Here is a 21,450-nt window from a genome sequence, read left to right on the forward strand (position 1 = left end):
ATTTTGTTAACCGCACACATATACCTGAGTAGCTATTGTACCTGGCGTGCGGCTTTCGCCATCATTTTCTTCAATGCGTGTGAGACGGCGACAAAGCCAAATGTGGCGGTAACCATCGTCGCCGAGCCGAAACCTGAAGTGCAATCCATCTTCTTCGGCCCTTCAGCAGTACTACGGGATGCGCATACAGAACCATCACTTTGTGGGTAAACCAAGGGTTCGCTGGAGAAAACACAATCTATCCCCAATTTCCCTTTGCTGTTTTTCACCACATTGAAATCATTCTTCAGTCTTTCTCGCAATTTCGCTGCCAGTGGGTCTTGAATTGTTTTCGCCAGATCCACCACTTCAATGCGGGTAGGGTCGATTTGTCCACCTGCTCCCCCCGTCGTCACTACTGGGATTTTATAGCGACGGCAATAAGACAATAGCGCCGCTTTTGGCCTTACACTGTCAATAGCATCAATAACATAGCTAAAATTGTTATCTAAAAGTTCTGCAACATTATCTGCAGTAATAAAATCATCAATACAAGTTACTTTGCATTCCGGATTAATAGCCAGAATCCGTTCTGCCATCACTTCGGTTTTGGCCTGCCCAACATTGTGCCGTAAAGCATGGATCTGGCGATTAGTATTGGTAACGCAAACATCATCCATATCAATCAAAGTAATTGCACCAATGCCAGTGCGTGCCAATGCTTCTGCCGCCCATGAACCCACGCCACCAATACCGATGACACAAACATGCGCTTGTGAAAAAAGCGTCAGCGCCTGCTGTCCATATAGACGTGCTATACCACCAAACCGCTGTTGGTAAGCTTCGGAATAGGTTGTGCTCATCGACTTGTTACCTTCATAACCTTATTACCTTCACAACTTAGAAAAACAATACGAATGCAAAAGCGGCCCATTGGCCGCCTGAGAAAAATAAAAACCACTCTATTTATTGGCCCTGATTACTCACTAATAGAGACGGGTTTTCACCCGATGGCGCCGTTGCCTTATTACCTTGATAAGCCGTAAACAGTGGCCCACCACTTTGGGCATTTTTCAGCACCCAAACTCGGCCATAATGGTTGTAGAAACCAGCAGCTTGTCCTGCGTCGTGCCCAATCCCCTGATAAATATCAAAGTGTTGACCTTTAATTGCACCACCTACATCCAAAGCGACCATCAAGCGCATCTGGTACTGGCCGGTAAATTTCCCCTGATTATCCAACAAAGGGACTTCTGCCAGCAATGTGGTTCCCGGTGGGATCAGTGAACGATCTGAAGCGACCGAAGCTTTGGCAATCAATGGCACAGCGCTGGCACCTTTCACGGGCGCATACATTTCCGGTTTGAAGAACACAAAGGACGGGTTTTGCTCTAATAACTCTCTGACTTCAGCTTCACTGTGAGTTTCAGCCCAGTGGCGAATCGCTTGCATTGACATATCAGCTTTGGCAACTTCGCCGCGATCAATCAAGACCTTACCAATACTGCGATATGCATGGCCATTTTTACCCGCATAGCCGAAGAAGGTCAGAGGCCGGCCATCACCAAAATCAACATAGCCACTGCCCTGTACTTCCATCATAAAATTATCCACCAATGAATTGGTATAGGCGATAACTAAATTACGATTATCCAGAGCACCTGCATAAATAGCCGCCCGATCAGGTAAACGGCGCTTTCCTTTGGCTGGCATGCGGTAAAGTGGGTGGCGGAACTCACCTTGTGGAGTGTAACGCGCCTGAAGTACCGGGGTGTAGTAGCCGGTAAATTGCACGTTACCAAAATTATCGACCCCTTCCATCTGATAGGCATTTAACCCAAACAAACTTAATTTACTGGTATCAGCGCCTGCTAACATCCAATTTTGAACCGCATTGAAAGTATTGCTATTACGGTTATAGAGACCCGGTGAAGATTGGTTAATCACATTCACCTGATCAGAATAATCTTTTGCGTTGACTGGCTTACCTGTCGCGTTCGGCTCATTCACCAGTTCCAGTGATTGCTCCAGACGCCCATCCTTATATTGCTGCCCGCGATCTGTTGGGCGCGATTGGCAACCGGCCAATACAGCAATCATTATTCCACTCAGTAGGTATTTGCCCCAACGACTCGTCATTTCACGCCTTCTCTTACTTATTTTATCTACTGGCGAACGATAACAAACGCCTATAGATAAAGGAATCAGCAGGTGGAAAAAAATCCCCTTGGCATGGTTGTGGGGAAAAAGGAAACAGATAGTTGATAAATTAATCGAAAAACCCTATTTACCCTAATTAAGTGGCAAAACTACTTGCAACAGATCTCATCCAGAGTATAGTGCGCTCAATCGGACGCGGGGTGGAGCAGCCTGGTAGCTCGTCGGGCTCATAACCCGAAGGTCGTCGGTTCAAATCCGGCCCCCGCAACCAATTCTTAATCATCTTTATATCGCTATAAGACACCCTCAAGGGTGTTTTTTTGTTTCTGGCGTCCAATCGACGATAAACGTATCCCTAAGCAGGGCTATCCTAGTCCTGCTATATATCAGTCAATGACCATGTGCCAAAGACTAAAGCCGTGCCATCGCCCCACCATTAGCAAAATAAGCTTTGATACCCGCAAAGATAGACTCCGCAATTTGCTGCTGGAAATGGCTAGTTCGCAATTTTCGCTCTTCTTCCAAGTTGCTGATAAACGCCGTTTCAACCAAAATTGACGGAATATCCGGTGCTTTCAATACAGCAAAACCAGCCTGATCAACACTATTCTTGTGAAGCTTATTGATTTTCCCCATACGGTTTAGCACTTCTTTGCCAAATTTCAGGCTGTCATTGATGGTTGCAGTTTGCAGTAAATCAATCATGGTATGGTCCAAATAGCGGTCCCCACTCTTACTGACCCCACCAATCTGGTCGGCTTCATTCTGTGTTTGAGCCAAGAAACGTGCTGCGGTACTGGTTGCCCCCTTGGTCGATAATGCAAATACTGAGGAGCCTCTGGCAGCTCGATTAGTGAAAGCATCGGCATGGATCGAAATGAATAAATCTGCACGTAGCTTACGGGCTTTAGCCACCCGCACTTTCAAAGGAATAAAGACGTCTTCATTGCGGGTCATAAACACCCGCATATTTGATTCTTTCTTTATCAATGCCTGCAACCGCCGGGCAATTTGCAGCACAATATCTTTTTCGCGAGTTTTATTTCGACCAATAGCACCGGGGTCTTCTCCGCCATGCCCAGGGTCGAGCATGATAACAATGGGTCTATCTCGCCCTGCTTTACCCGCTTTAGGCGCTTCTGCGGGCAATGTGCGCTCCACATTGCCTTTATTGTAATCCTCTAATAACGCCAGCAGCGGGTCATCCTCTGCCGAGGTTGTCCCCTCTTGCGGATACAAATCGACGACTAAACGATTTTTGAATTCTGCAAAAGGCTTAAGCGTAAATAATTGTGGGCTGATGCTTTGCTTCAACTCCAGTACCAGTCGGACAGTGTTTTTATCAAACTGCCCTACTCGCGCCTGCTTTAAGTAAGGATCACCGGACTGTACTTGAGTGCTAATTTCTTTCAGAACGCTATTGAGGTGCACACCTTCTATATCCACCACAATCCTATCTGGGTTCGTCAAAGCGAACTGACGATATTTAAGTGGCGTATTGGATTCCAGCGTTACCCGGGTATAGGTTGAGGAAGGCCAGACCCTAACAGCAATAATATGTGAGGAAGCAGCAAATCCAACCCGGGTGACACTAAGCATCCAGGCTGCGGCAGCACCTTGTAGTAGACGGCGACGCCCAGAATTATGATTTGAATCTGCCATGTAACTCCAAAGTAACTACCAAAATATGAATAAAAATCGAACAAAAAAAATTAACGAGGAAAAACTTTAACTAATCGCCCCCCTGCTGTCATCAGAAAAACATTTTTATGTTATTCAATTTATTAATACACATGTGCCATACATATGCATTTAATAGCAATTTCCTGCTTGCCATCTTGATCAAAAAAGAATAAAAATACAAAAATATCGAATAAAAATTCAAAGAGGGTCTGCCGTGAAGGAACGTAGTACTGAACTGGTTCAAGGATTTCGCCACTCAGTTCCCTATATCAATGCACACCGCGGCAAGACATTTGTTGTCATGCTGGGTGGCGAGGCGATTGAGCATGAAAACTTCTCAAACATCGTTAATGATATAGGGTTGTTGCATAGCCTTGGGATCCGGCTGGTCGTGGTATACGGCGCCCGCCCACAAATCGATGCCAATTTGGCACAGCACCACTACGAACCTATTTATCACAAGCATACTCGGGTGACCGACGCCCGCACGTTGGAAATGGTCAAACAGGCCGCAGGCCTATTGCAGTTGGATATTACGGCAAGATTATCAATGAGCCTGAATAATACTCCGCTCCAAGGCGCGCATATCAATGTCGTCAGCGGCAATTTTATCATTGCCCAACCTCTGGGGGTGGATGATGGTGTTGATTATTGCCATAGCGGACGCATCCGTAGAATCGACGAAGATGCTATTCATCGCCAATTGGATAATGGCGCTATTGTATTACTGGGGCCTGTTGCGGTGTCCGTTACTGGTGAGAGTTTTAATCTGACATCTGAAGAAGTTGCCACTCAATTAGCCATTAAACTAAAAGCCGAAAAGATGATCGGCTTCTGCTCATCCCAAGGGGTGACAGACAACGAAGGCAATATCATTTCAGAACTGTTTCCAAACGAAGCGCAAAAGCGAATTGAAGACCTGGAGCAAGAGGGTGACTACAATTCGGGGACAGTCCGTTTTCTGCGTGGAGCGGTGAAAGCGTGCCGCAGTGGCGTACGCCGTAGCCATTTACTGAGTTATCAAGAAGATGGCGCATTAGTTCAAGAGCTATTCTCTCGTGATGGGATCGGCACCCAGATTGTGATGGAAAGTGCGGAGCAAGTTCGCCGCGCAACTATCAATGACATCGGTGGCATATTGGAATTGATTCGTCCACTTGAACAACAAGGTATTTTGGTGCGGCGTTCACGTGAGCAACTTGAAATGGAAATTGATAAGTTCACTATTATTGAGCGGGATAATCTGACTATTGCCTGTGCCGCGCTTTATCCATTCCCTGAGGAGCAAATAGGGGAAATGGCTTGTGTTGCAGTGCACCCGGATTATCGCAGCTCTTCTCGAGGTGAAATGCTCCTCAAGCGGGTCGCAAATCAAGCGCGGCAGATGGGCCTGAAAAAACTGTTTGTGTTAACTACTCGCAGTATTCATTGGTTCCAAGAACGCGGTTTTACCCCAGCAGAAGTTGAGGTTTTACCGATTCAAAAACAAGAATTGTATAACTATCAGCGCCGCTCAAAAATTATGTTGGCGGATTTGTAGTCGGTCATTGATGGTGATGAGGGGGCAATAGCCCCCTTAGTATTATTTCTTCAGCGCATTCAAACGATCAACCAATCCACTAAGGCGAAGAGTTGGTGTGCGTATCGCATGGCTCAATACCGCCTCACTGCAATACAGCGTTAAGCGCTGTCGGGCGCGTGTTATCGCGGTGTAAACTAACTCTCGGGTCAACACTGGCATAAAAGTATTGGGTAATACCAACGCTGTATGCTCAAACTCCGACCCCTGAGACTTGTGCACGGTCATCGCATAAGCAGTTTCATGGCTAGGAAGGCGGCTGGGTTGTACTGATTTTATATTGCCGTCTGGCAACTGGAAATGCACTCGCAGCTCCCCCTCACCGTCAATTAGCGCAATACCAATATCACCATTGAACAAACCAAGAGCACTGTCATTAAGCCCAATCATGACAGGCCGACCGACATACCAGCGCCCTGATGGCCCTACGGGGCGTTCAATTAAGCGCTTACGATGCAATAACTGTTCAACCCGCTCATTTAACCCACTGACACCAAATGGCCCGGTACGTAATGCACACAATAACTGATAACGACCAAATGCTGATAACACATCAGCAGTATGCGCGCCAGTGGTCGCCAGTTGAAGATAGTGCTGATAACCAGTAGCACAGTCTTCCAGCAATGCCTGATACTCATCGGCGTCAGCGAGAGAAAAATGCTCGATATCAGAATGTGCCCCATTTAAAACGGATAATGCGTCCCGATATTTGCCTGCATTCACGGCCAAAGCAAGCTGCCCAATACCGGATTTTTCATCAAAACGGTAACTCTTGCGTAGCAAACACAAACTATCACGGACATTGACTGTATCGCTCTGCACATCACCAATAGGTATTTGACCCGCCAGCGTACAGCCTGTTAAGCGTGCTAATTGTGCCGCTCGAGTGCTGCTATAGCCTAATTCAGCAAAGCGACAAATATCGCCCAGTACCGCCCCCGCCTCAACGGAAGCTAACTGATCACGGTCACCAAGAAAAATCACCTGAGCCTTCTCTGGTAATGCAGCAATAAGCCGCGCCATCATGGGTAAATCCACCATAGAGGCTTCATCAACCACCAGCACATCAAGGCTTAATGGATTACCTTGATGATAACGTAGGCGCTGGCTGTTAGGTTGAGCCCCTAGCAAACGATGCAAAGTAGAGGCCTGTTCAGGAAATAACTTGCGCTCATCATCAGTCAGTGGAAGTTGCCGAATAGCGTTGCCCAGTGATTCGGTCAAGCGTGCCGCGGCTTTACCAGTGGGGGCTGCTAGTTGAATACGTAACCGTTGCCCTTGGCTAAGTTGTATCAGTGCGGTCAATAACTTTGCGACTGTGGTCGTTTTGCCCGTGCCCGGCCCACCAGAAATGACTGAAATTCGACGTGTGGCTGCGACGGCGGCGGCCACTTTTTGCCAATCAATTTCAGGGCCAGCCTTCCCAAAGAGGTTATCAAGGGTTTCTCTCAATAACGTTTCATTTACTACTCTGGTTTCGTTGATGAATGAAGCGGCATTATCACTGGCAATAAAGCGCACCACATCCCCCTCGTACTGCCACATCCGCTGCAAATACAAACGGTCATTATGTAGGACGAGCGGTGTTGGCTGCGATCCATCACTGACCGCAGGCGCGTTATTTAGTACTTGTGCCCAACGCAATTTATCTGGCGCTCCCGCCGCCTGCCATAGCGCTTGCGATAGCTCTGGTTGCCGCCCACCAAATAACTCATCCGCCTGTAAATAGCTTAATGGCAAGCACACATGCCCCGCCCCAGCTTCAGCACTGAGAATAGCGGCCGCTAATTGCAGCATAGGGTCATTATCAGCAGCTATCATACGTGAGAACTGGACATCCAGAGGACGTAGTAAATGGTCTCGAACAGCTTGCTCCAGTAGCATCATCATATTGATGTCCCCTCATCTACCGAGGTAAATCCACTGAATAAACTGTCCATTCCTTCAATCAACTCCTGCGCTGGGCGACAACTAAAAATGCCGTTACCCGGATGTTGCTTATCAATACCACGCAGGAAGAGATAAATGACGCCACCAAAATCACGTTGATAGTCATAGCTGGCTAACCGATGACGTAAATAGCGGTGTAATGCCAAGGTATAAAGCTGATATTGCAGATCATAGCGATGTTCAGCCATGGCTTGGGTCATCGCCTCCACGGTGTAAGCGCTGCTGTCTTCTCCCAGCCAGTTGGATTTGTAATCCAATAAGTAATACTGACCTTGCCAACAGAAAACCAAGTCAATAAACCCTTTGAGCATCCCACGGACTTGCTGAAAATCCAATACCGGGCACTGACGAGAGAGTGGATCGTAGTGTTTAATTAAGGTGTCTAACTCTCGGGCTTGTAGCAGCGTGTCAATGGGCAGATAAAATTGTAATTCCGCTTGTTTGCTCTGTGGTGTTAACTCCGCCAGTGTCACACCGGTTTCATTAAGTGGGACGTGTACAATGTCATTTAGCCACTGATACAACATAGGTGACCATTGCTCACCAAACCCTTGCTGCTGTAATTGTTCGGAAAGCCACTCCTGCTCAATGGGTTGACTAAAATCCAATGGCTCAAGCAAATCATGAAGGAAAGTCCCCGGTGCTGCGCCGCGCGGGAAAGTATGCGGGGTTAAATGGGGCTCGGTTATCAGTGCTTGCTCGCCAGCAGCATCGGTATCCAGCCGGGGTAATAACTCCTGTAAAGGCACATTCAATGCCGGTAATAGGCTATTTTTGCTGGAGCCATGCTGCTGTAGACCGGAATAACTGGTCACGCGCCAGTAATCTTGTATTTGTCGGTTAAAGTGACGAGCAGCAAGGGAAGGAACCTCCTCCGGCTGTGGCTGCCAAGGAGTCTCACTTAGTTGCCCGGCGGGTGAAACCGAGATATCCCCTCCAGCAAGTGTCGCCAGCTCTGTGAGTTTGTCGGCCAGATACTGTGCATCACCTGCTTTACCTTGTTGTACCAGATAGCCCAAGGCACTGAGGTGCATATCACTGTCGCCTTGCTTTTTTCGCCCGCCTTTAATCAGCGGAGCAATACCCACGCTACAATGATAAACCGCACGAGTGAGTGCCACATATAATAGCCGTAGGTCTTCCGCCAAGCGCTCTTCTTCCGCCAAGGCTTGACTCTCATCGTCGGCATTCAGATCCAATAATGCTTCAAAACTGTGGCGGTCATGATAGAGCACATCTTGCTGCTGACGAAAATTGCCCACGAAAGGCAGCCATACCAACGGATATTCCAGCCCTTTCGATTTATGGATAGTAATGACCTGCACTAAATGGCGGTCACTTTCCAAACGTAATTGTTGGTTATCTGACTGGTTATTTGGCTGTGCTATTTGTTGTGCTAGCCAGCGGATTAGTGCGTGCTCACTATCAAGTTGTGATGCCGCCTCTTGCAATAATTCCCCTAGATGCAACACATCTGTCAACCGACGCTCACCACCGGGGGTAGCAAGCAAATTTTCAGCTAAATGACGGCGGGCCATTATCTCACGTAGCATTGGCAACACGCCACGATGCTGCCAATGTTGGCGATAGCGATCGAATTCATCAACTAAAGCATCCCAAGCTCGCTCATCGTGGTTTAATTCATCCAACATTTTGGCATCCAGCCCTAAGATGCCGGTCGCCATAGCGCTGCGTAGTGCCCGTTCCTGCTCAGGGGCAAGCACCGCCTGCAATAACCACAGTAAATCTTTGGCTTCTGTCGTATCAAATACACTGTCACGATTGGACAAGTAAACTGATGGGATGGCTAATGCGCTTAGCGCATCACGCACCAAAGCCGCTTCTGCCCTGCTGCGTACTAATATGGTGATATCCGACGCCTGAACCGGCTTTGAGCTTTTACCCGTGACTAATTGGGCCAGCCCTTGCTGGCCTGCAGTTAACCATTCACGGATTTGAGCCGCACACTGGCGCGCCATTAATTGTTGGTATTCACTAACCCCAACACCTTCTCCCGGCTGTAACCAGAAAGATAGCGCTGGTTGTTTTTTCCCTTTAATTTCAAATGACAATTGACTATTTTTTTCAGCCGGTGTCACATTGATAAAAGGAATTTGTTCAAATAAGAAAGGAACATCGACCAAACTAAAAAGCCTGTTGACTGATTGCACCATCGGGAAAGATGAACGCCAGTTAGTCTCCAGTGTATAGTGGGCACTTACTTCTGAACGAGCACGAATATAAGTAAAAATATCTGCGCCACGGAAAGCGTAAATCGCCTGTTTAGGATCCCCAATCAGTAATAGGCCGCAATCGCTTTGCCCACCATAAAGAGTGTGGAAAATACGGTATTGTTGGGGGTCGGTATCCTGGAACTCATCAATCATTGCTACGGGGTAACGGGTACGAATGGTTTGCGCCAGTAGCTCCCCACCCGCTTGCTGTAATGCTGTATCCAGTTTACTGAGTAGGTCATCAAACCCCAATTCTGCTCGTTGCCGTTTCTCTTGCTGGACGCTAGTGCGTATTTCACTAATCGCTCGGGCTAAAATTAGATCCCTTAAGGTCAGCGGCTGTTCATATATCTGATCTATCGCACTGAACAAAGCATGTTGGGGGGCGGCCCCTTTTTTCGTTTTTTCAAATAATACTGACTGGCGAAATTTTTCCAGTTCTTTGGGTAATTGATAATCACCCGTTTCTTGTTCTGCCCAAATCCCGACTTTTTCTAGCCAATTAGGTAAATGTTTAGCGCTGTAGCTGCGTTTATCTACACCAGAGTGACTAATCAATGCCTCTAACTCATGAGCCGCGGTACGCCATTGCTCTTTAACTGTATCAATTTGCACCACGATTTGCTGATGTCGGCTGAGTATCGTTTCATCATCACCCGGCGCTTGACGAAACTTTGGGGTCTCTCCCTGCAAATATGCAGAAAGGTCTTTGAGTAGAGCCTCTGGCCCGCTCCATTCCTGACTGACCGCTCGAGCGATAGCCAAGGGCAGTGGATAACAATGACGCCGCCAGAAATCAGCACAAGCTTGTCTACGTAGTGGTAGCTCATCCTGCACTAATGTTTGTTCAAATAAAATGCCGGACTCAAATGCATTGTTCGCCAGCATTCGCTGGCAAAAGCCGTGAATCGTGTAAATGGCCGCTTCATCCATCTGGCGCTCTGCCGCTAGCAACTGTGCTGCGGCCTCGCCCAAATCGATAATTTCAGCTAATAAAGCTTTATGCATTGGATCATCACTGACTCCCCGCACGCACGCGATACGCAACTCATGAATATTGTCGCGAATTCGCCCTCTTAACTCTTCTGTTGCCGCTTCGGTAAAGGTCACCACTAAGATTTCCTCAACCATTAGGGGGCGTCGAAACGCAGCCTCCCCACCTAGGCCCAACAACAATCTGAGATAAAGAACCCCAATGGTAAAAGTTTTACCCGTACCGGCAGAAGCCTCAATCAGCCTCTCACCATACAAGGGGAGCGTTAGCGGCTCCAGCCGCTGGGGAGTGATTGATGTCATGGAGCCAATACCTTCTGCGGTAGGGTTGCTTGCAAGGCAGAGGTTGTTGGATAGGTTGTCCAACCCTTAAGCACTGCATACCCACCAGTTGTTTGTCCTAAGCCTTTAACTTGAGAAAGCAGCGCTAAGCCTTGCGGTTTGATGACGGCTTGCTGGAAGAAATCTGCCAACGCAATGTTGGTCAAGAGCCTCACCTGAGCAATCATTTTCTCACGGCTATCAAACGCAAAATTATTGCGGTTAAAATCATTACTGTAACGGCTGGCTTCTTCATCCAGCGTTTGTGGGCGTTGCAGTAATTGGTTAATTAACCCCTGCTTATATTGCTCAAAATCTGCCGATTTCATGTCACGCAGGCGCTTTTCAGCCTGTGGATAGAAAGCCAAATAGCGCTGATAGAGATAATCAGGTTGCTTACTGTTACTTTGCAGCAAGAAGCCCAAGCCCCACTGCCGGCCAACCGACATTGGGAAGGCAAATACCGCATAGCCCAGTTGCTCTTCTGTCCGTAGTTGATCATAAAACCACGGCTGAACAATTTGCCCCAACAAGGCACTGTAGGCCATCCCTTTAATCTCGGTATATCCAGTCGGAATATAGACCGCTGCCAAAGCAGCATCAGAGCTGCTGCCAAGCCGTTCCATGTTAGCTAACTGAGCCTTATCAACCACCACATCTTCACCCGTCCACCAAGTGTTACCAGTGAGGCTCAGTTGTTTTTTCAACGACTCAGCCAGATCAGTTACCTGTTGGGCGGTCATATTGCCTACAGCCAGAACTTCCATTGCAGATTGTTTAAGCAAAGCATCACGGTAGGCCACAACATCTTGCACACTGATGGTATCCAACAATTTGCGCCGTTCAGTGCGTTCTGAGTAGGGAACATGAGACAGTAACTTAGCGGGTTGAATAGCCAGTTCATAGGCTTTGCCTTTCTCAGCAACTTCCAGTTGTTCGCGATACCAAGACTTAGCCTGTATGAGCTCCTCTTCTGTTGGTGTAAACCCGGAGTAACCCTCCATTAAGGAGGTCAGCAGCTGTGGCATTCGCTGTGTGAAACCATTTGCGCTGACATACAGACCATTGTTCGGTGCAGTCGAGAAGCTTATCCCCCCGATAGATGCCTGATAACTCAATTCATCGAGTGACAGGCCAGCAAGATAATCCGTCAAGGCAAACAATACCTGATGACGAGCGGTATCCGATGCATGAGGATTGCGAAAAGCTACTGAGATATCGGCTTTCGGTTCGTCAGCAAAATACTGACTTGGCATATAAAACACTCGCAAGCCGGGTTGTTCTGCCACTTTCTGTGGCCGGGTAATATTTTTGTCAGCTTTAATTAAAGAGAAGCTATCCGGAATGTAAGGGTTCAGTGCGGGTAAGTTCAGTTGGATACCTTTCCCCAGCGTCTGCCATTCTTGCATTTCTTGCGGAGTGATTTTATTCACCTGATAGGGGGCATCAACGAAATAAGCGACTTTGTTGTGCGGTTCATCAGGGCTAACAAACCAGATACGGGCATTTTCTGGCGTCATTTCAGCCAGCCGAGCTGCAATGGCTTTAGGATCGTACTTATCAGCCAGATAAGGCGCGTCTAGCACATGTGCTACAGGTACTCGTAGCATCATATCCACCAGCCACTCAATGTAATCCATGTCCCGCGTAATTGAGGGGTAGCGGAAGTCCAGATTCAAGACGTGGGCGATTTCATCAAAATAGCTCTGTTTAATGCCCTCTTTGTGCAGCAAGTTGATGTAATCAAAAATGGCTGCTACGACGACATCACGCTGCGCCAAGCCTTTATCGGTGAGTGAGACTGAAATGGAGAATACACCGCCATTTCTGTCAACCATGGGGTCTGCACCGGCATTAATTGCCTCTGCCAAACCTTGTTTTTGTAGCCAGTCAGACAACGTATCTTTGCTACGATTGCCAATCAAATAGCTAATATAGGTATCTGTTTTGCTACGGAACTCTGCACTGTTGTTTTCAATGCGAAACTCTACTTTTAACTGCTTACGAGGCTGGGCCGGGACATAATGGATAATAATGCCAGTTTGATCGGGAGTGACCGCCGGGACTGTAATCGGCGGTACTGTCGCATCTCTATTTGGAATACGGCCGAAAGTATTAGCCGCTAATTGCGCTAACTGCTCCAAAGGCTGATTACTATACAGTACAGCCACCATCAGATTGGCAGAGTAGTAACGATGATAGAAACTCAGTAGCTCATCATGTAATTTGCCATCTGGCTTGTCTTTAAGGGTGTCTAGATTACCGCCAGAGAAACGTGCGCTCGGGTGCGCTGGATTAAGAGTTTCAGCATTAACCTGTGCCATTCGCATGCCGTCTCGGGAGCGGGCCATCGTTAATTCAGCATTCACCGCATTACGTTCACGATCAGCATTAATCGGGTCTAACAGTGGTTCAGCAATGGCATCGGCCAGACGGTCAACCGCTGGGGCCAAGGCATCATTCTCAATTTCAAGATAGAAGGCGGTTCGATAAGAGGCCGTGCTCGCATTATGGCTACCGCCATGTTTCTTCAAAAACTCAGAGAAACTGCCGGGTTCAGGGAAACGCTTAGATCCCATCAGTAACATGTGCTCTAAATAGTGAGCTAAACCCAGTTGGTTATTGGGATCTTCCAGTGATCCGACAGGTAATGCAACAGCCGCCAAAGACTTTGGTGCTTGTTCATCAGAAACAAGCAGTACAGTCATACCATTAGGCAATTTTATTGCCTGATATTTGCGCAGATCATGTTCACTTTTGTGAATAGCTTCTGCCAGTGGTTGCCATGCAGGTGTTTTAGCCCAACTCAGTGGAGCTAACAAACCCAATAAGAAAAATATGCCAATGAACCGGGCAAACTGTTTATGCATTCCGTTTCTCCCCTAACCCCTAAAATCGCCGCTAAAGCACATACCCGGCTTCTTGTATTGAATAGCTTGCTTTGCTAATGAGCAATTCTCACGCCTTATTATGACGGGCTATCGGTAATAAATAACGTTCAGTTTCGTGTAATATCATGTCGAGATGTTGGTTATCCATCAGGCGGAAAACCCTTTGTATATAGTGATCCTCACCTTCACCAGCGATCCGCTGATCACCTTGCCACGCTTGTAACAGTTTCATCCGGGCTTTCGTTTGTGTTTCTTCATCCCACAAGATCTGGCCAGACTCACGATCAAAGCATTGGCTCAACCATGCCCAACCACTTTTGCTCAACAAAAGCAGAGGTTCGCACATGCCTTGCTGATAGCCGGTAATGAGTTGCTGCAAATATTGCCGAGCTTCGTCGGCACTCAGACAAGGATAGCGCCACCCGGTTCCTTTACGCCCATACATCCGGCTTTCGCCCTCTCCCCCCGCCGCGCAATACACTAAATGCTCAATCCATAACAAAAGTCCATCGACAGCAGTAAGTGCCGCAGGCCGCCAACGAATTAACCCATCCTCCTGAATCTGATGAATCCATCCGGTAAGCGTGGTTTCACCCAATTCAATATTCAACTCAATACTCTGGTTCTCTTTACGTTCGGCCCGAATTTGTTCTGCCAATGGCACCATTTCTTCTTGCTGGCTTTCCCAATACAGCTCACCAAAGGCACCATAAGGAAGACTGCCTGCCGCGCGGGCGCGGGAGAACACCGTGGTGATGTCACTGTCCTCTATCAGAGCATTGAGCAACTGAGTATTAAACTGGTAGCGATTAAGATTATCTAAGGTAAATGGCTCTTCATCGGGTAGCTCTGTTTCTTCAATCACAAAGTTAACCCCCAAGCGCAGTTGGAAAAATGCTCGAACTGGATGACGATAGAAGCGAATTAATTCATCCAATGTGATTTCAGGTAAGTGTTCGGGCGGTAATGGCCGATTAAATTGTGGATGTGCCTGCCCTTTAGACTCAGCAGAGGGCAGCCATTCCGCAGCATAACTCTGCAATTCACTGCCTTGAATAAAGTTTTCTGCGGAAAATGGCATCCGAGCATGCCAGCAGAGTAAATGGCGGATAACGCGCTTGGCACTTTCATCTGCACTGAGTGCTTCATCTCCCGGCAAATGATAGCTTTGTGAGATATATTCAATCAATTCACTGACCAGCACTGAAGGGTAGCGCTTGCTGTTGTCTTGAATAGAACGCCCGATATAACTGATATAAAGCTGTTGCTGAGCAGAAAGCAGGGCTTCAAGGAACAGATAGCGATCATCGTCACGACGGCTACGATCACCCCGGCGAACCTGTTTTGCCATTAAGTCAAAACCCAGCGGCGGCAGTGTTCGTGGGTAGACGCCATCATTCATTCCCAATAAGCACACGACTTTAAATGGGATGGAGCGCATCGGCATCAATGTACAGAAGTTGATCGGCCCGGCGAGGAAGCGTTGGCTGATTCGCTCATTATCCAAACGCGAAGCCAGTTCATCACGCAACAGATTCAGTGGCACGATATCGGGATATTGGGCAGCAATACCGTAGCTGATAACTTTCTGCCATTGCTGTTCAATCAAAACCAAAACGGCTTCTGTTTCTGCATCGGACTCGAAGAAGGTGTCCAATAATTGACGACAAAGTGGTAACCATTCGCACAGCGCACGAGGTTCACTTAATTGCTGTCGCCACTGACTAAGTTGCATCAACATATCAGCCAATTGCCCGGCGAGTTCTGCGGCTAGACCGCTAGATTCGTCATAAGGCAGAACCCCCTGCCAATCCCCCGCGGTGCTGTCCATGGCGTAACCCAACAACATGCGAGTTATACCAAACTGCCAAGTATGTTGGCCGGTTGCAGGCAGGGACAGCTCCCTCACATTGTCATCATCCAATCCCCAACGGATACCTGACTCCCCAACCCACTGCCGCAAGCGGCGTAATCCATCTTCAGTAATACTAAATTTGTTCGCTAAGGCGGGGACTTCCAACAATGCTAATACTTGCTCAGATGTGAAGCGGCTCTGAGGTAAGTCCAATAGCGTAATGAACGCCTGGAGCGCGGGATGGGCCTGACTGGCTTTACGGTCAGAAATTGCAAACGGTAAATAGCGATCCCCTGTAGCATTGCCAAATGTGGCCTGAATATAAGGGGTATAACTATCGATATCCGCCACCATCACGATGATGTCACGTGGAGTCAGTTCTGAGTCAGTTGCTAATAATTTCAATAGATTATCTTGTAGAACTTCGACTTCGCGTTGCGGACTGTGGCAAACATGCAGACTGAGTGAGCGGTCACTCAGTTGTAATTCTCGTTTCTGGTCACTGCGGGCTAAGGTTTCCGGTGTGGTACCAATAATGGCGCTATCTTCTAATTCCAGCATATCGTGCTGAATACCATGCAATAAATTATCCGGATCGATATCAACAAAAGCATGCACCTCTTGGATCTCATCAACCTGAGACAATAAATACATATGATCTCGCCCAAGCCGGCCCCATGAAGCCAGTAGCGGGTTACTCAGGTCTTGCTCACCCTCAGCATTAAATAGCTGTTCTGCCTTTTCAGGGTGCCGAAATAGTTTTACGTCTATCGACTCACGGTAATGTCTGCGTTTGCGGCTTTGCAGTTTCGCCAAAAAGGCATAATCCTGAATATCACCCCAGAAATAACGGCATGGGTTAGTAAACATCAGGTGGATATCAATGTGTTTACCCAGCGCTTGTAAAGCCTGTAAATAGATAGGGGGCAATGCAGATATGCCGCAAATAAATACCCTTTTGGGTAGCCCTGCTGGGCATACATCAGACTCGAGTAGGGTGCGGATAAAACGCTGATATAGATTGGCACGATGCCATTCCGGTTGCTCCAACTCACGGGTATAGCGCGTAAGCTCGACCCACAATAAGGCTTGCCACTGCTGGGCATCGTCCAAATTGTCAATCAGTTGACCACGCTCCCAGCTCTCAAGCCACTCTGGACGATACACCAAATATTGGTCAAAAAGGTCAGCTACACGGGCGGCAAGTTGATGAATTTTGCGTTTATCGCCATCATCACTTAAATAGCGTTTCATCGGAGAGAATGCCGGATTTTCCAATAAATCAGGCAGTAACCACATCAGCTTCCATGTCATTGCATCTTTACTAAATGCACTTTCCTTCGGGATCCCCGGTAATACACGGGTAAACATCTCCCAGATAAAGGTTGCGGGCAATGGGAATTCAATATTGGCTGCAATGCTAAATTGCTGTGCCAGTTGCATTTGCAACCATTGCGCCATTCCAGGGCTTTGAACCAGCACCACTTCTTGCTGGAAAGGGTTATCCAACGGTTCTCGTTCTATCAGCGCGGTGGTGAGCGCTTTGAGCAAATCCAGTTGATTAGAATGATAGACCGTGAACATGACAACTCCCTTTAGGCACAGTGGAAAATATCCATAAATGATTAAATCAGCTCGTTATCACTTTCGGATGCATCCTGAGGTTTAATACTCTAGCTTGATAATAAGTGAGCGCAATAGGTTATCTTCATTATCCCGCTTTCGCGCCTGATGCCGCATGAGTGCTCACCTCTCTAAGAACAAAACCAGCGACTTAATTTTGCCTGTCGTGCTGGTGGTATTGTTAGCGTAAAATTAAGCTCCGTACACTCCCCATCAACCCTAGCCATCGATTGCTGATAGTGCCAGTTAGGTGCCAATTCAGAGTTCAACTGCTTTGAGGGGATATTATCTGCTCCACTCTCAATATGTTGATTAAGCCAAGACCATGCCTGGCGCTGTTGCCATAAAGCGGAGAACCCTTGCAAAAGCGCCTGATGGTATTGCAGTAATCCCAATAGTGAAACCGTGAAAAACAATGCAGCAATAAGCACTTCCGGCAAACTAAACCCCTGTTGCCCATGTGGGTGGGATGAGGATTTAGCCAGTAGGCGTGGATAAGGAGCTTTCAGTAAATACAAAATTGGTCATCCTTGTCAGGGCAAAAATCCAACCAACCATGTGGGGCTTTAACCAATTGATAGCCATCCTCATGATCTTTCTCTGTATGCAGTTTGACGCGTTGATACAGTATCAACGGGATATTAAAAGCTTGGCTCTCGCCCCTGAGGATAAAATAACCAGCCAATGAAGCCGGTTTAAGGCAGGCTTTCAAACCATATTGTTGATGCTCATTGCATAACCAAGTAGCCCCAGCTCGCCACGGCATAGCAAATACCCAGCGCTGCTTTATCCCCCAATTCAATGATGATGTCGCCTGATTAAAAGCCCTTAAATGGTGCTGCTCCTCAGCTGTAATTTGCTGAATATTATCTAATTGCCGGTGTAACGCTGACAGCAGAAACAAACCAAGGGCAAAAAGTGTGGCGACGGCAGCCAAGGTGCTCGCCCCTTGTTGACGATTCAGTTTCATAGGTTATTGCCGCGAATCGTATAAGTGAGCTGATGATGAATTGCCGGATTACCCGTTCGTTGCCCGGCCAACTTCACCCTATAAACCTTTCCTGAGGTTAGCTGAGACCAGTGATCAACAGAAAAGTGTGTAACCGTAATCTCTTGCGGATCAAACAGTTTTTCCCAACCACGGCTCGAACAATTCAATTCACCGCGCTGGCCTTCTAATGCTTTATTGCGTAGGCGATAACCAAAATATTCAGACTCCGAATGTTTCTCCCCTTCCCATCGGCCATTACGGTTAAGGTCATAAGCCATAATCAAACACGAATTTGTTGTTTCTCCCGGATAATGATGTGTTGTCATCGCTTTTCCCTGACACTCACCATGACAAAACCCTGCCCGTCGCAGATCTTTTTCCAGCGCAGCCATGACCTGACTTAGTGCTAACTCCAGATGGTAGTGTTGCTGCAATAGTGAAATTTGCCGATGCAATTTAGGGAAGGCCTGCGTCGCGGCCATCATAATCAAGCTACCTATACTCAATGCCAGCATCATTTCCGGCAGGGTAAAACCCGTCATATATCTCGGTAAAAAATGGCCTGATATTACTGACTCTTTGGTTATTATTGGCATACATGAATACCTGCCATCGATTGTTCTTCACTGCACAGCCTCATCCGCCCACGGCTGGAAATAATCAGTCTGATGCGCCCAACGGGGTTACTGAGGATGATATTCCCTGCTTGTGCCGTGTTCCTCACACCAAAGAAACCTATTTCTTTTTTCAAGGCAATCGTAAGAACCACATCAGGATAAGGGGGGATAAATATTGAGTTTGTGATTGAAGAACAGTGGGTTAAAGGTTTATTACCCCTACCTAAGCACCCCCGCCCATTAGGCTGTACCCATAATAGTGCCGTGTAGTTACCACGATTAGCCCCTGCCTGCATGTGCGTTAAGAAGGCCAGTAACTGCCGAGCGCTATCCACGAGCCTCTCTCGTTGTCGATAATGATGCCAACTTTGCGCTCCCCATGTGGCCATTGCTCCAACCAATGCAATAACCAGTAGTAGTTCAATAAGGCTGATACCTTTTTGTTTTATAAGGGCATTATTCCTTATAAGACGTAGGGAATATTGTGATGTATTTATTTTCATCCCGCGAGTTTACGGCGCTGGAATTCAAATTCCAGCCACGGGTTATCAAGCTTAGGAAAGGTGCGCAAAACTTTATTTATGACGACAGAAATTCAGCAAAGCTTGCGGGGTGGCTCGCAATTATTACCAAAGGTGAGGAGTCGCTCAGAAGTGAAGTAGTGAAGTAGTGAAGTAGTGAAGTAGTGAAGTAGTGAAGTAGTGAAGTAGTGAAGTAGTGAAGGATAAAAATATAAAACCGGAGCCATCACAGCTCCGGTCAGAATCAGCAATATCTAGATAGCAACGGGAGCTTTGATTCCCGGATGAGGATCGTATCCTTCAATTTCAAAATCATCAAAACGATAATCAAACAATGACTCAGGTTTACGTTTGATAATCAGCTTTGGCAATGCCCGTGGTTCGCGGCTCAATTGCAGCTGTGTTTGCTCCATATGGTTGCTGTATAGGTGCGTATCGCCCCCAGTCCAGACAAAATCACCCACGTCCAAATCACATTGCTGCGCCATCATATGCACCAGTAATGCATAGCTGGCAATGTTAAATGGCAAGCCAAGGAACACATCGCAAGAGCGCTGATACAACTGGCAAGACAACTTGCCATCAGCAACATAGAACTGGAAGAAAGCATGGCAAGGCGCCAGTGCCATTTGATCCAGCTCACCCACATTCCACGCAGAAACAATGATACGGCGGGAGTTAGGGTCTTGCTTCAGTTGCTGCACTACATTGCTGAGTTGGTCAATTTTACGGCCATCAGCAGCCCCCCATGCACGCCATTGCTTGCCATACACCGGGCCAAGTGAGCCGTTTTCATCTGCCCATTCATCCCAAATTGAGACGTTATTCTCCTTCAGATAAGCAATATTGGTATCGCCATTAAGGAACCATAACAGTTCATGGATGATGGAGCGCAGATGGCAACGTTTGGTGGTCACCAGCGGGAAGCCGTCTTGTAAATTGAAACGCATCTGATGCCCAAAGATAGATACAGTCCCGGTTCCGGTACGGTCATCTTTAGGTGTGCCTTCTGCCAGCACTTTTTTCATCAAATCCAGATACTGTTTCATGTTACCTCACGAAAGTTGTTGCGTAGGACGGCGATACGCCCAAATCATCATAATGATACCGGCCAGAATCATAGGTACAGATAATATCTGCCCCATGCTGATCACGCCGTCGAACAAACCAAGTTGCGCATCTGGCTGGCGGAAACATTCCACGATAATACGGAACACACCATAGCCAATCAGGAACAAGCCGGAAACACTGCCCATCGGACGCGGCTTACGTATAAACAGATTCAGGATGATAAACAGCACCACCCCTTCAAGGATCATTTCATACAGTTGTGAAGGGTGGCGTGGCAATACACCGTATTGATTGAATATCGCCTGCCATTTTGCGGGATCGGCAGCAACAATCGCAATATCTTCACCACGCGAGGTCGGGAAGAGCATTGCCCACGGGGTATCGGTGGTTACTCGGCCCCATAATTCGCCATTGATAAAATTCCCCAGACGACCGGCACCTAGACCAAACGGAATCAAAGGCGCAATAAAGTCAGCAACTTGGAAGAAATGGCGCTTAGTGCGGCGGGCGAACCACAGCATCACACAGATAACACCAATCAGGCCGCCGTGGAATGACATGCCGCCATCCCATACCTTAAACAGATACAGTGGATTATCGAGGAACATCGGCAAGTTATAGAACAGGACATAACCGACACGCCCACCGACAAACACCCCAAGGAACCCGGCGTAAAGGAGATTTTCGACTTCTTCTTTGGTCCAGCCGCTACCGGGCTTATTGGCCCGACGAACTGCCAGCCACATGGCGAAGACAAAACCCACCAAATACATCAGGCCATACCAATGAAGGGAAACTGGGCCAATGGAGAAAATGACCGGATCAAATGTTGGAAACGCCAGATAGCTATTGCTCATCTATCACCACGAAATGTCTATTGTTCTTGCCCAGTTAGGGCTACAGGTAGCGCATAATAGCATAGGGCAGAGTGTGTCTGGAAAGCCGCTTGGAGAAAAGTTCTGTAAACAATGATCCCCTGTAC

At 47.6% G+C, this 21,450-nt stretch carries 14 protein-coding genes and 1 tRNA gene; 2 read left to right on the plus strand and 13 right to left on the minus strand.

Features of this window, described 5'->3' with window-relative positions:
- Nucleotides 1–32: 32 nt before the first annotated feature.
- Both tcdA and mltA read right to left on the minus strand, forming a co-directional pair.
- On the minus strand, nt 33–842 hold the full coding sequence (gene tcdA, locus HUZ92_RS18435) for a tRNA cyclic N6-threonylcarbamoyladenosine(37) synthase TcdA (RefSeq protein WP_050098097.1): 810 nt from the start codon (nt 840–842) through the stop codon (nt 33–35).
- A 103-nt stretch (nt 843–945) separates the two neighbouring features.
- Nucleotides 946–2,118 carry a murein transglycosylase A gene (mltA, locus tag HUZ92_RS18440; RefSeq protein WP_050098096.1) on the minus strand — a complete coding sequence of 391 codons (1,173 nt, stop codon included), beginning with the start codon at nt 2,116–2,118 and terminating at the stop codon, nt 946–948.
- Between the two features lie 215 nt (nt 2,119–2,333).
- Between mltA and HUZ92_RS18445 the strand changes: the two genes are divergently transcribed.
- Nucleotides 2,334–2,410 (plus strand) — tRNA-Met (locus HUZ92_RS18445).
- A gap of 140 nt (nt 2,411–2,550) precedes the next feature.
- On the opposite strand, the gene amiC is transcribed toward HUZ92_RS18445, so the two are convergent.
- Nucleotides 2,551–3,801, minus strand: coding sequence for an N-acetylmuramoyl-L-alanine amidase AmiC (amiC, locus tag HUZ92_RS18450; RefSeq protein ID WP_050098095.1), 1,251 nt, complete (start codon nt 3,799–3,801; stop codon nt 2,551–2,553).
- Between the two features lie 235 nt (nt 3,802–4,036).
- On the opposite strand from amiC, the gene argA reads away from it, so the two are divergent.
- Nucleotides 4,037–5,362 carry an amino-acid N-acetyltransferase gene (gene argA / locus HUZ92_RS18455; RefSeq protein WP_145579474.1) on the plus strand — a complete coding sequence of 442 codons (1,326 nt, stop codon included), beginning with the start codon at nt 4,037–4,039 and terminating at the stop codon, nt 5,360–5,362.
- A 42-nt stretch (nt 5,363–5,404) separates the two neighbouring features.
- Here the strand turns inward: argA and recD are convergent, their stop codons facing one another.
- From recD to lgt, 10 genes are all read right to left on the minus strand, one after another.
- Entirely contained in the window at nt 5,405–7,285 is a 1,881-nt protein-coding gene (gene recD, locus HUZ92_RS18460; RefSeq protein WP_409350116.1) for an exodeoxyribonuclease V subunit alpha, read from the minus strand.
- 2 nt (nt 7,286–7,287) lie between these two features.
- Complete coding sequence (gene recB, locus HUZ92_RS18465; RefSeq protein ID WP_145579475.1) at nt 7,288–10,881, minus strand: exodeoxyribonuclease V subunit beta; 3,594 nt, start codon at nt 10,879–10,881, stop codon at nt 7,288–7,290.
- On the minus strand, nt 10,878–13,769 hold the full coding sequence (gene ptrA, locus HUZ92_RS18470) for a pitrilysin (protein WP_145525121.1): 2,892 nt from the start codon (nt 13,767–13,769) through the stop codon (nt 10,878–10,880). Before ptrA ends, recB begins: the two co-directional genes overlap by 4 nt.
- 88 nt (nt 13,770–13,857) lie before the next feature.
- Nucleotides 13,858–17,229 carry an exodeoxyribonuclease V subunit gamma gene (gene recC / locus HUZ92_RS18475; RefSeq protein WP_145579476.1) on the minus strand — a complete coding sequence of 1,124 codons (3,372 nt, stop codon included), beginning with the start codon at nt 17,227–17,229 and terminating at the stop codon, nt 13,858–13,860.
- 170 nt (nt 17,230–17,399) lie between these two features.
- Nucleotides 17,400–17,786: a prepilin-type N-terminal cleavage/methylation domain-containing protein gene (locus HUZ92_RS18480; RefSeq protein ID WP_050098089.1), complete on the minus strand. Its 387-nt coding sequence runs from the start codon at nt 17,784–17,786 to the stop codon at nt 17,400–17,402.
- Complete coding sequence (locus tag HUZ92_RS18485) at nt 17,774–18,238, minus strand: YgdB family protein (RefSeq protein WP_050140283.1); 465 nt, start codon at nt 18,236–18,238, stop codon at nt 17,774–17,776. Before HUZ92_RS18485 ends, HUZ92_RS18480 begins: the two co-directional genes overlap by 13 nt.
- Nucleotides 18,235–18,855 carry a prepilin peptidase-dependent protein gene (locus tag HUZ92_RS18490; protein ID WP_050098087.1) on the minus strand — a complete coding sequence of 207 codons (621 nt, stop codon included), beginning with the start codon at nt 18,853–18,855 and terminating at the stop codon, nt 18,235–18,237. The genes HUZ92_RS18485 and HUZ92_RS18490 overlap by 4 nt, the downstream gene beginning before the upstream one ends.
- Nucleotides 18,846–19,379, minus strand: coding sequence for a prepilin peptidase-dependent protein (locus HUZ92_RS18495; RefSeq protein WP_050098086.1), 534 nt, complete (start codon nt 19,377–19,379; stop codon nt 18,846–18,848). Before HUZ92_RS18495 ends, HUZ92_RS18490 begins: the two co-directional genes overlap by 10 nt.
- A gap of 272 nt (nt 19,380–19,651) precedes the next feature.
- The gene (gene thyA / locus HUZ92_RS18500) at nt 19,652–20,446 is read right to left on the minus strand and encodes a thymidylate synthase (RefSeq protein WP_050140281.1); all 795 of its coding nucleotides are present in this window, start codon (nt 20,444–20,446) and stop codon (nt 19,652–19,654) included.
- Between the two features lie 6 nt (nt 20,447–20,452).
- The gene (gene lgt / locus HUZ92_RS18505) at nt 20,453–21,325 is read right to left on the minus strand and encodes a prolipoprotein diacylglyceryl transferase (RefSeq protein ID WP_050098084.1); all 873 of its coding nucleotides are present in this window, start codon (nt 21,323–21,325) and stop codon (nt 20,453–20,455) included.
- Nucleotides 21,326–21,450 lie beyond the last annotated feature (125 nt).

This window comes from Yersinia vastinensis (genome assembly GCF_902726565.1).
GTDB classification, from domain to species: domain Bacteria; phylum Pseudomonadota; class Gammaproteobacteria; order Enterobacterales; family Enterobacteriaceae; genus Yersinia; species Yersinia vastinensis.

Excerpts from the sequence above, each read along its gene's own strand:
- tcdA (WP_050098097.1), bottom strand. The coding sequence starts at position 842 with ATGAGCACAACCTATTCCGAAGCTTACCAACAGCGGTTTGGTGGTATA.
- mltA (WP_050098096.1), bottom strand. The coding sequence starts at position 2,118 with ATGACGAGTCGTTGGGGCAAATACCTACTGAGTGGAATAATGATTGCT.
- amiC (WP_050098095.1), bottom strand. The coding sequence starts at position 3,801 with ATGGCAGATTCAAATCATAATTCTGGGCGTCGCCGTCTACTACAAGGT.
- recD (WP_409350116.1), bottom strand. The coding sequence starts at position 7,285 with ATGCTACTGGAGCAAGCTGTTCGAGACCATTTACTACGTCCTCTGGAT.
- recB (WP_145579475.1), bottom strand. The coding sequence starts at position 10,881 with ATGACATCAATCACTCCCCAGCGGCTGGAGCCGCTAACGCTCCCCTTG.
- ptrA (WP_145525121.1), bottom strand. The coding sequence starts at position 13,769 with ATGCATAAACAGTTTGCCCGGTTCATTGGCATATTTTTCTTATTGGGT.
- recC (WP_145579476.1), bottom strand. The coding sequence starts at position 17,229 with ATGTTCACGGTCTATCATTCTAATCAACTGGATTTGCTCAAAGCGCTC.
- HUZ92_RS18485 (WP_050140283.1), bottom strand. The coding sequence starts at position 18,238 with ATGAAACTGAATCGTCAACAAGGGGCGAGCACCTTGGCTGCCGTCGCC.
- HUZ92_RS18490 (WP_050098087.1), bottom strand. The coding sequence starts at position 18,855 with ATGCCAATAATAACCAAAGAGTCAGTAATATCAGGCCATTTTTTACCG.
- HUZ92_RS18495 (WP_050098086.1), bottom strand. The coding sequence starts at position 19,379 with ATGAAAATAAATACATCACAATATTCCCTACGTCTTATAAGGAATAAT.
- thyA (WP_050140281.1), bottom strand. The coding sequence starts at position 20,446 with ATGAAACAGTATCTGGATTTGATGAAAAAAGTGCTGGCAGAAGGCACA.
- lgt (WP_050098084.1), bottom strand. The coding sequence starts at position 21,325 with ATGAGCAATAGCTATCTGGCGTTTCCAACATTTGATCCGGTCATTTTC.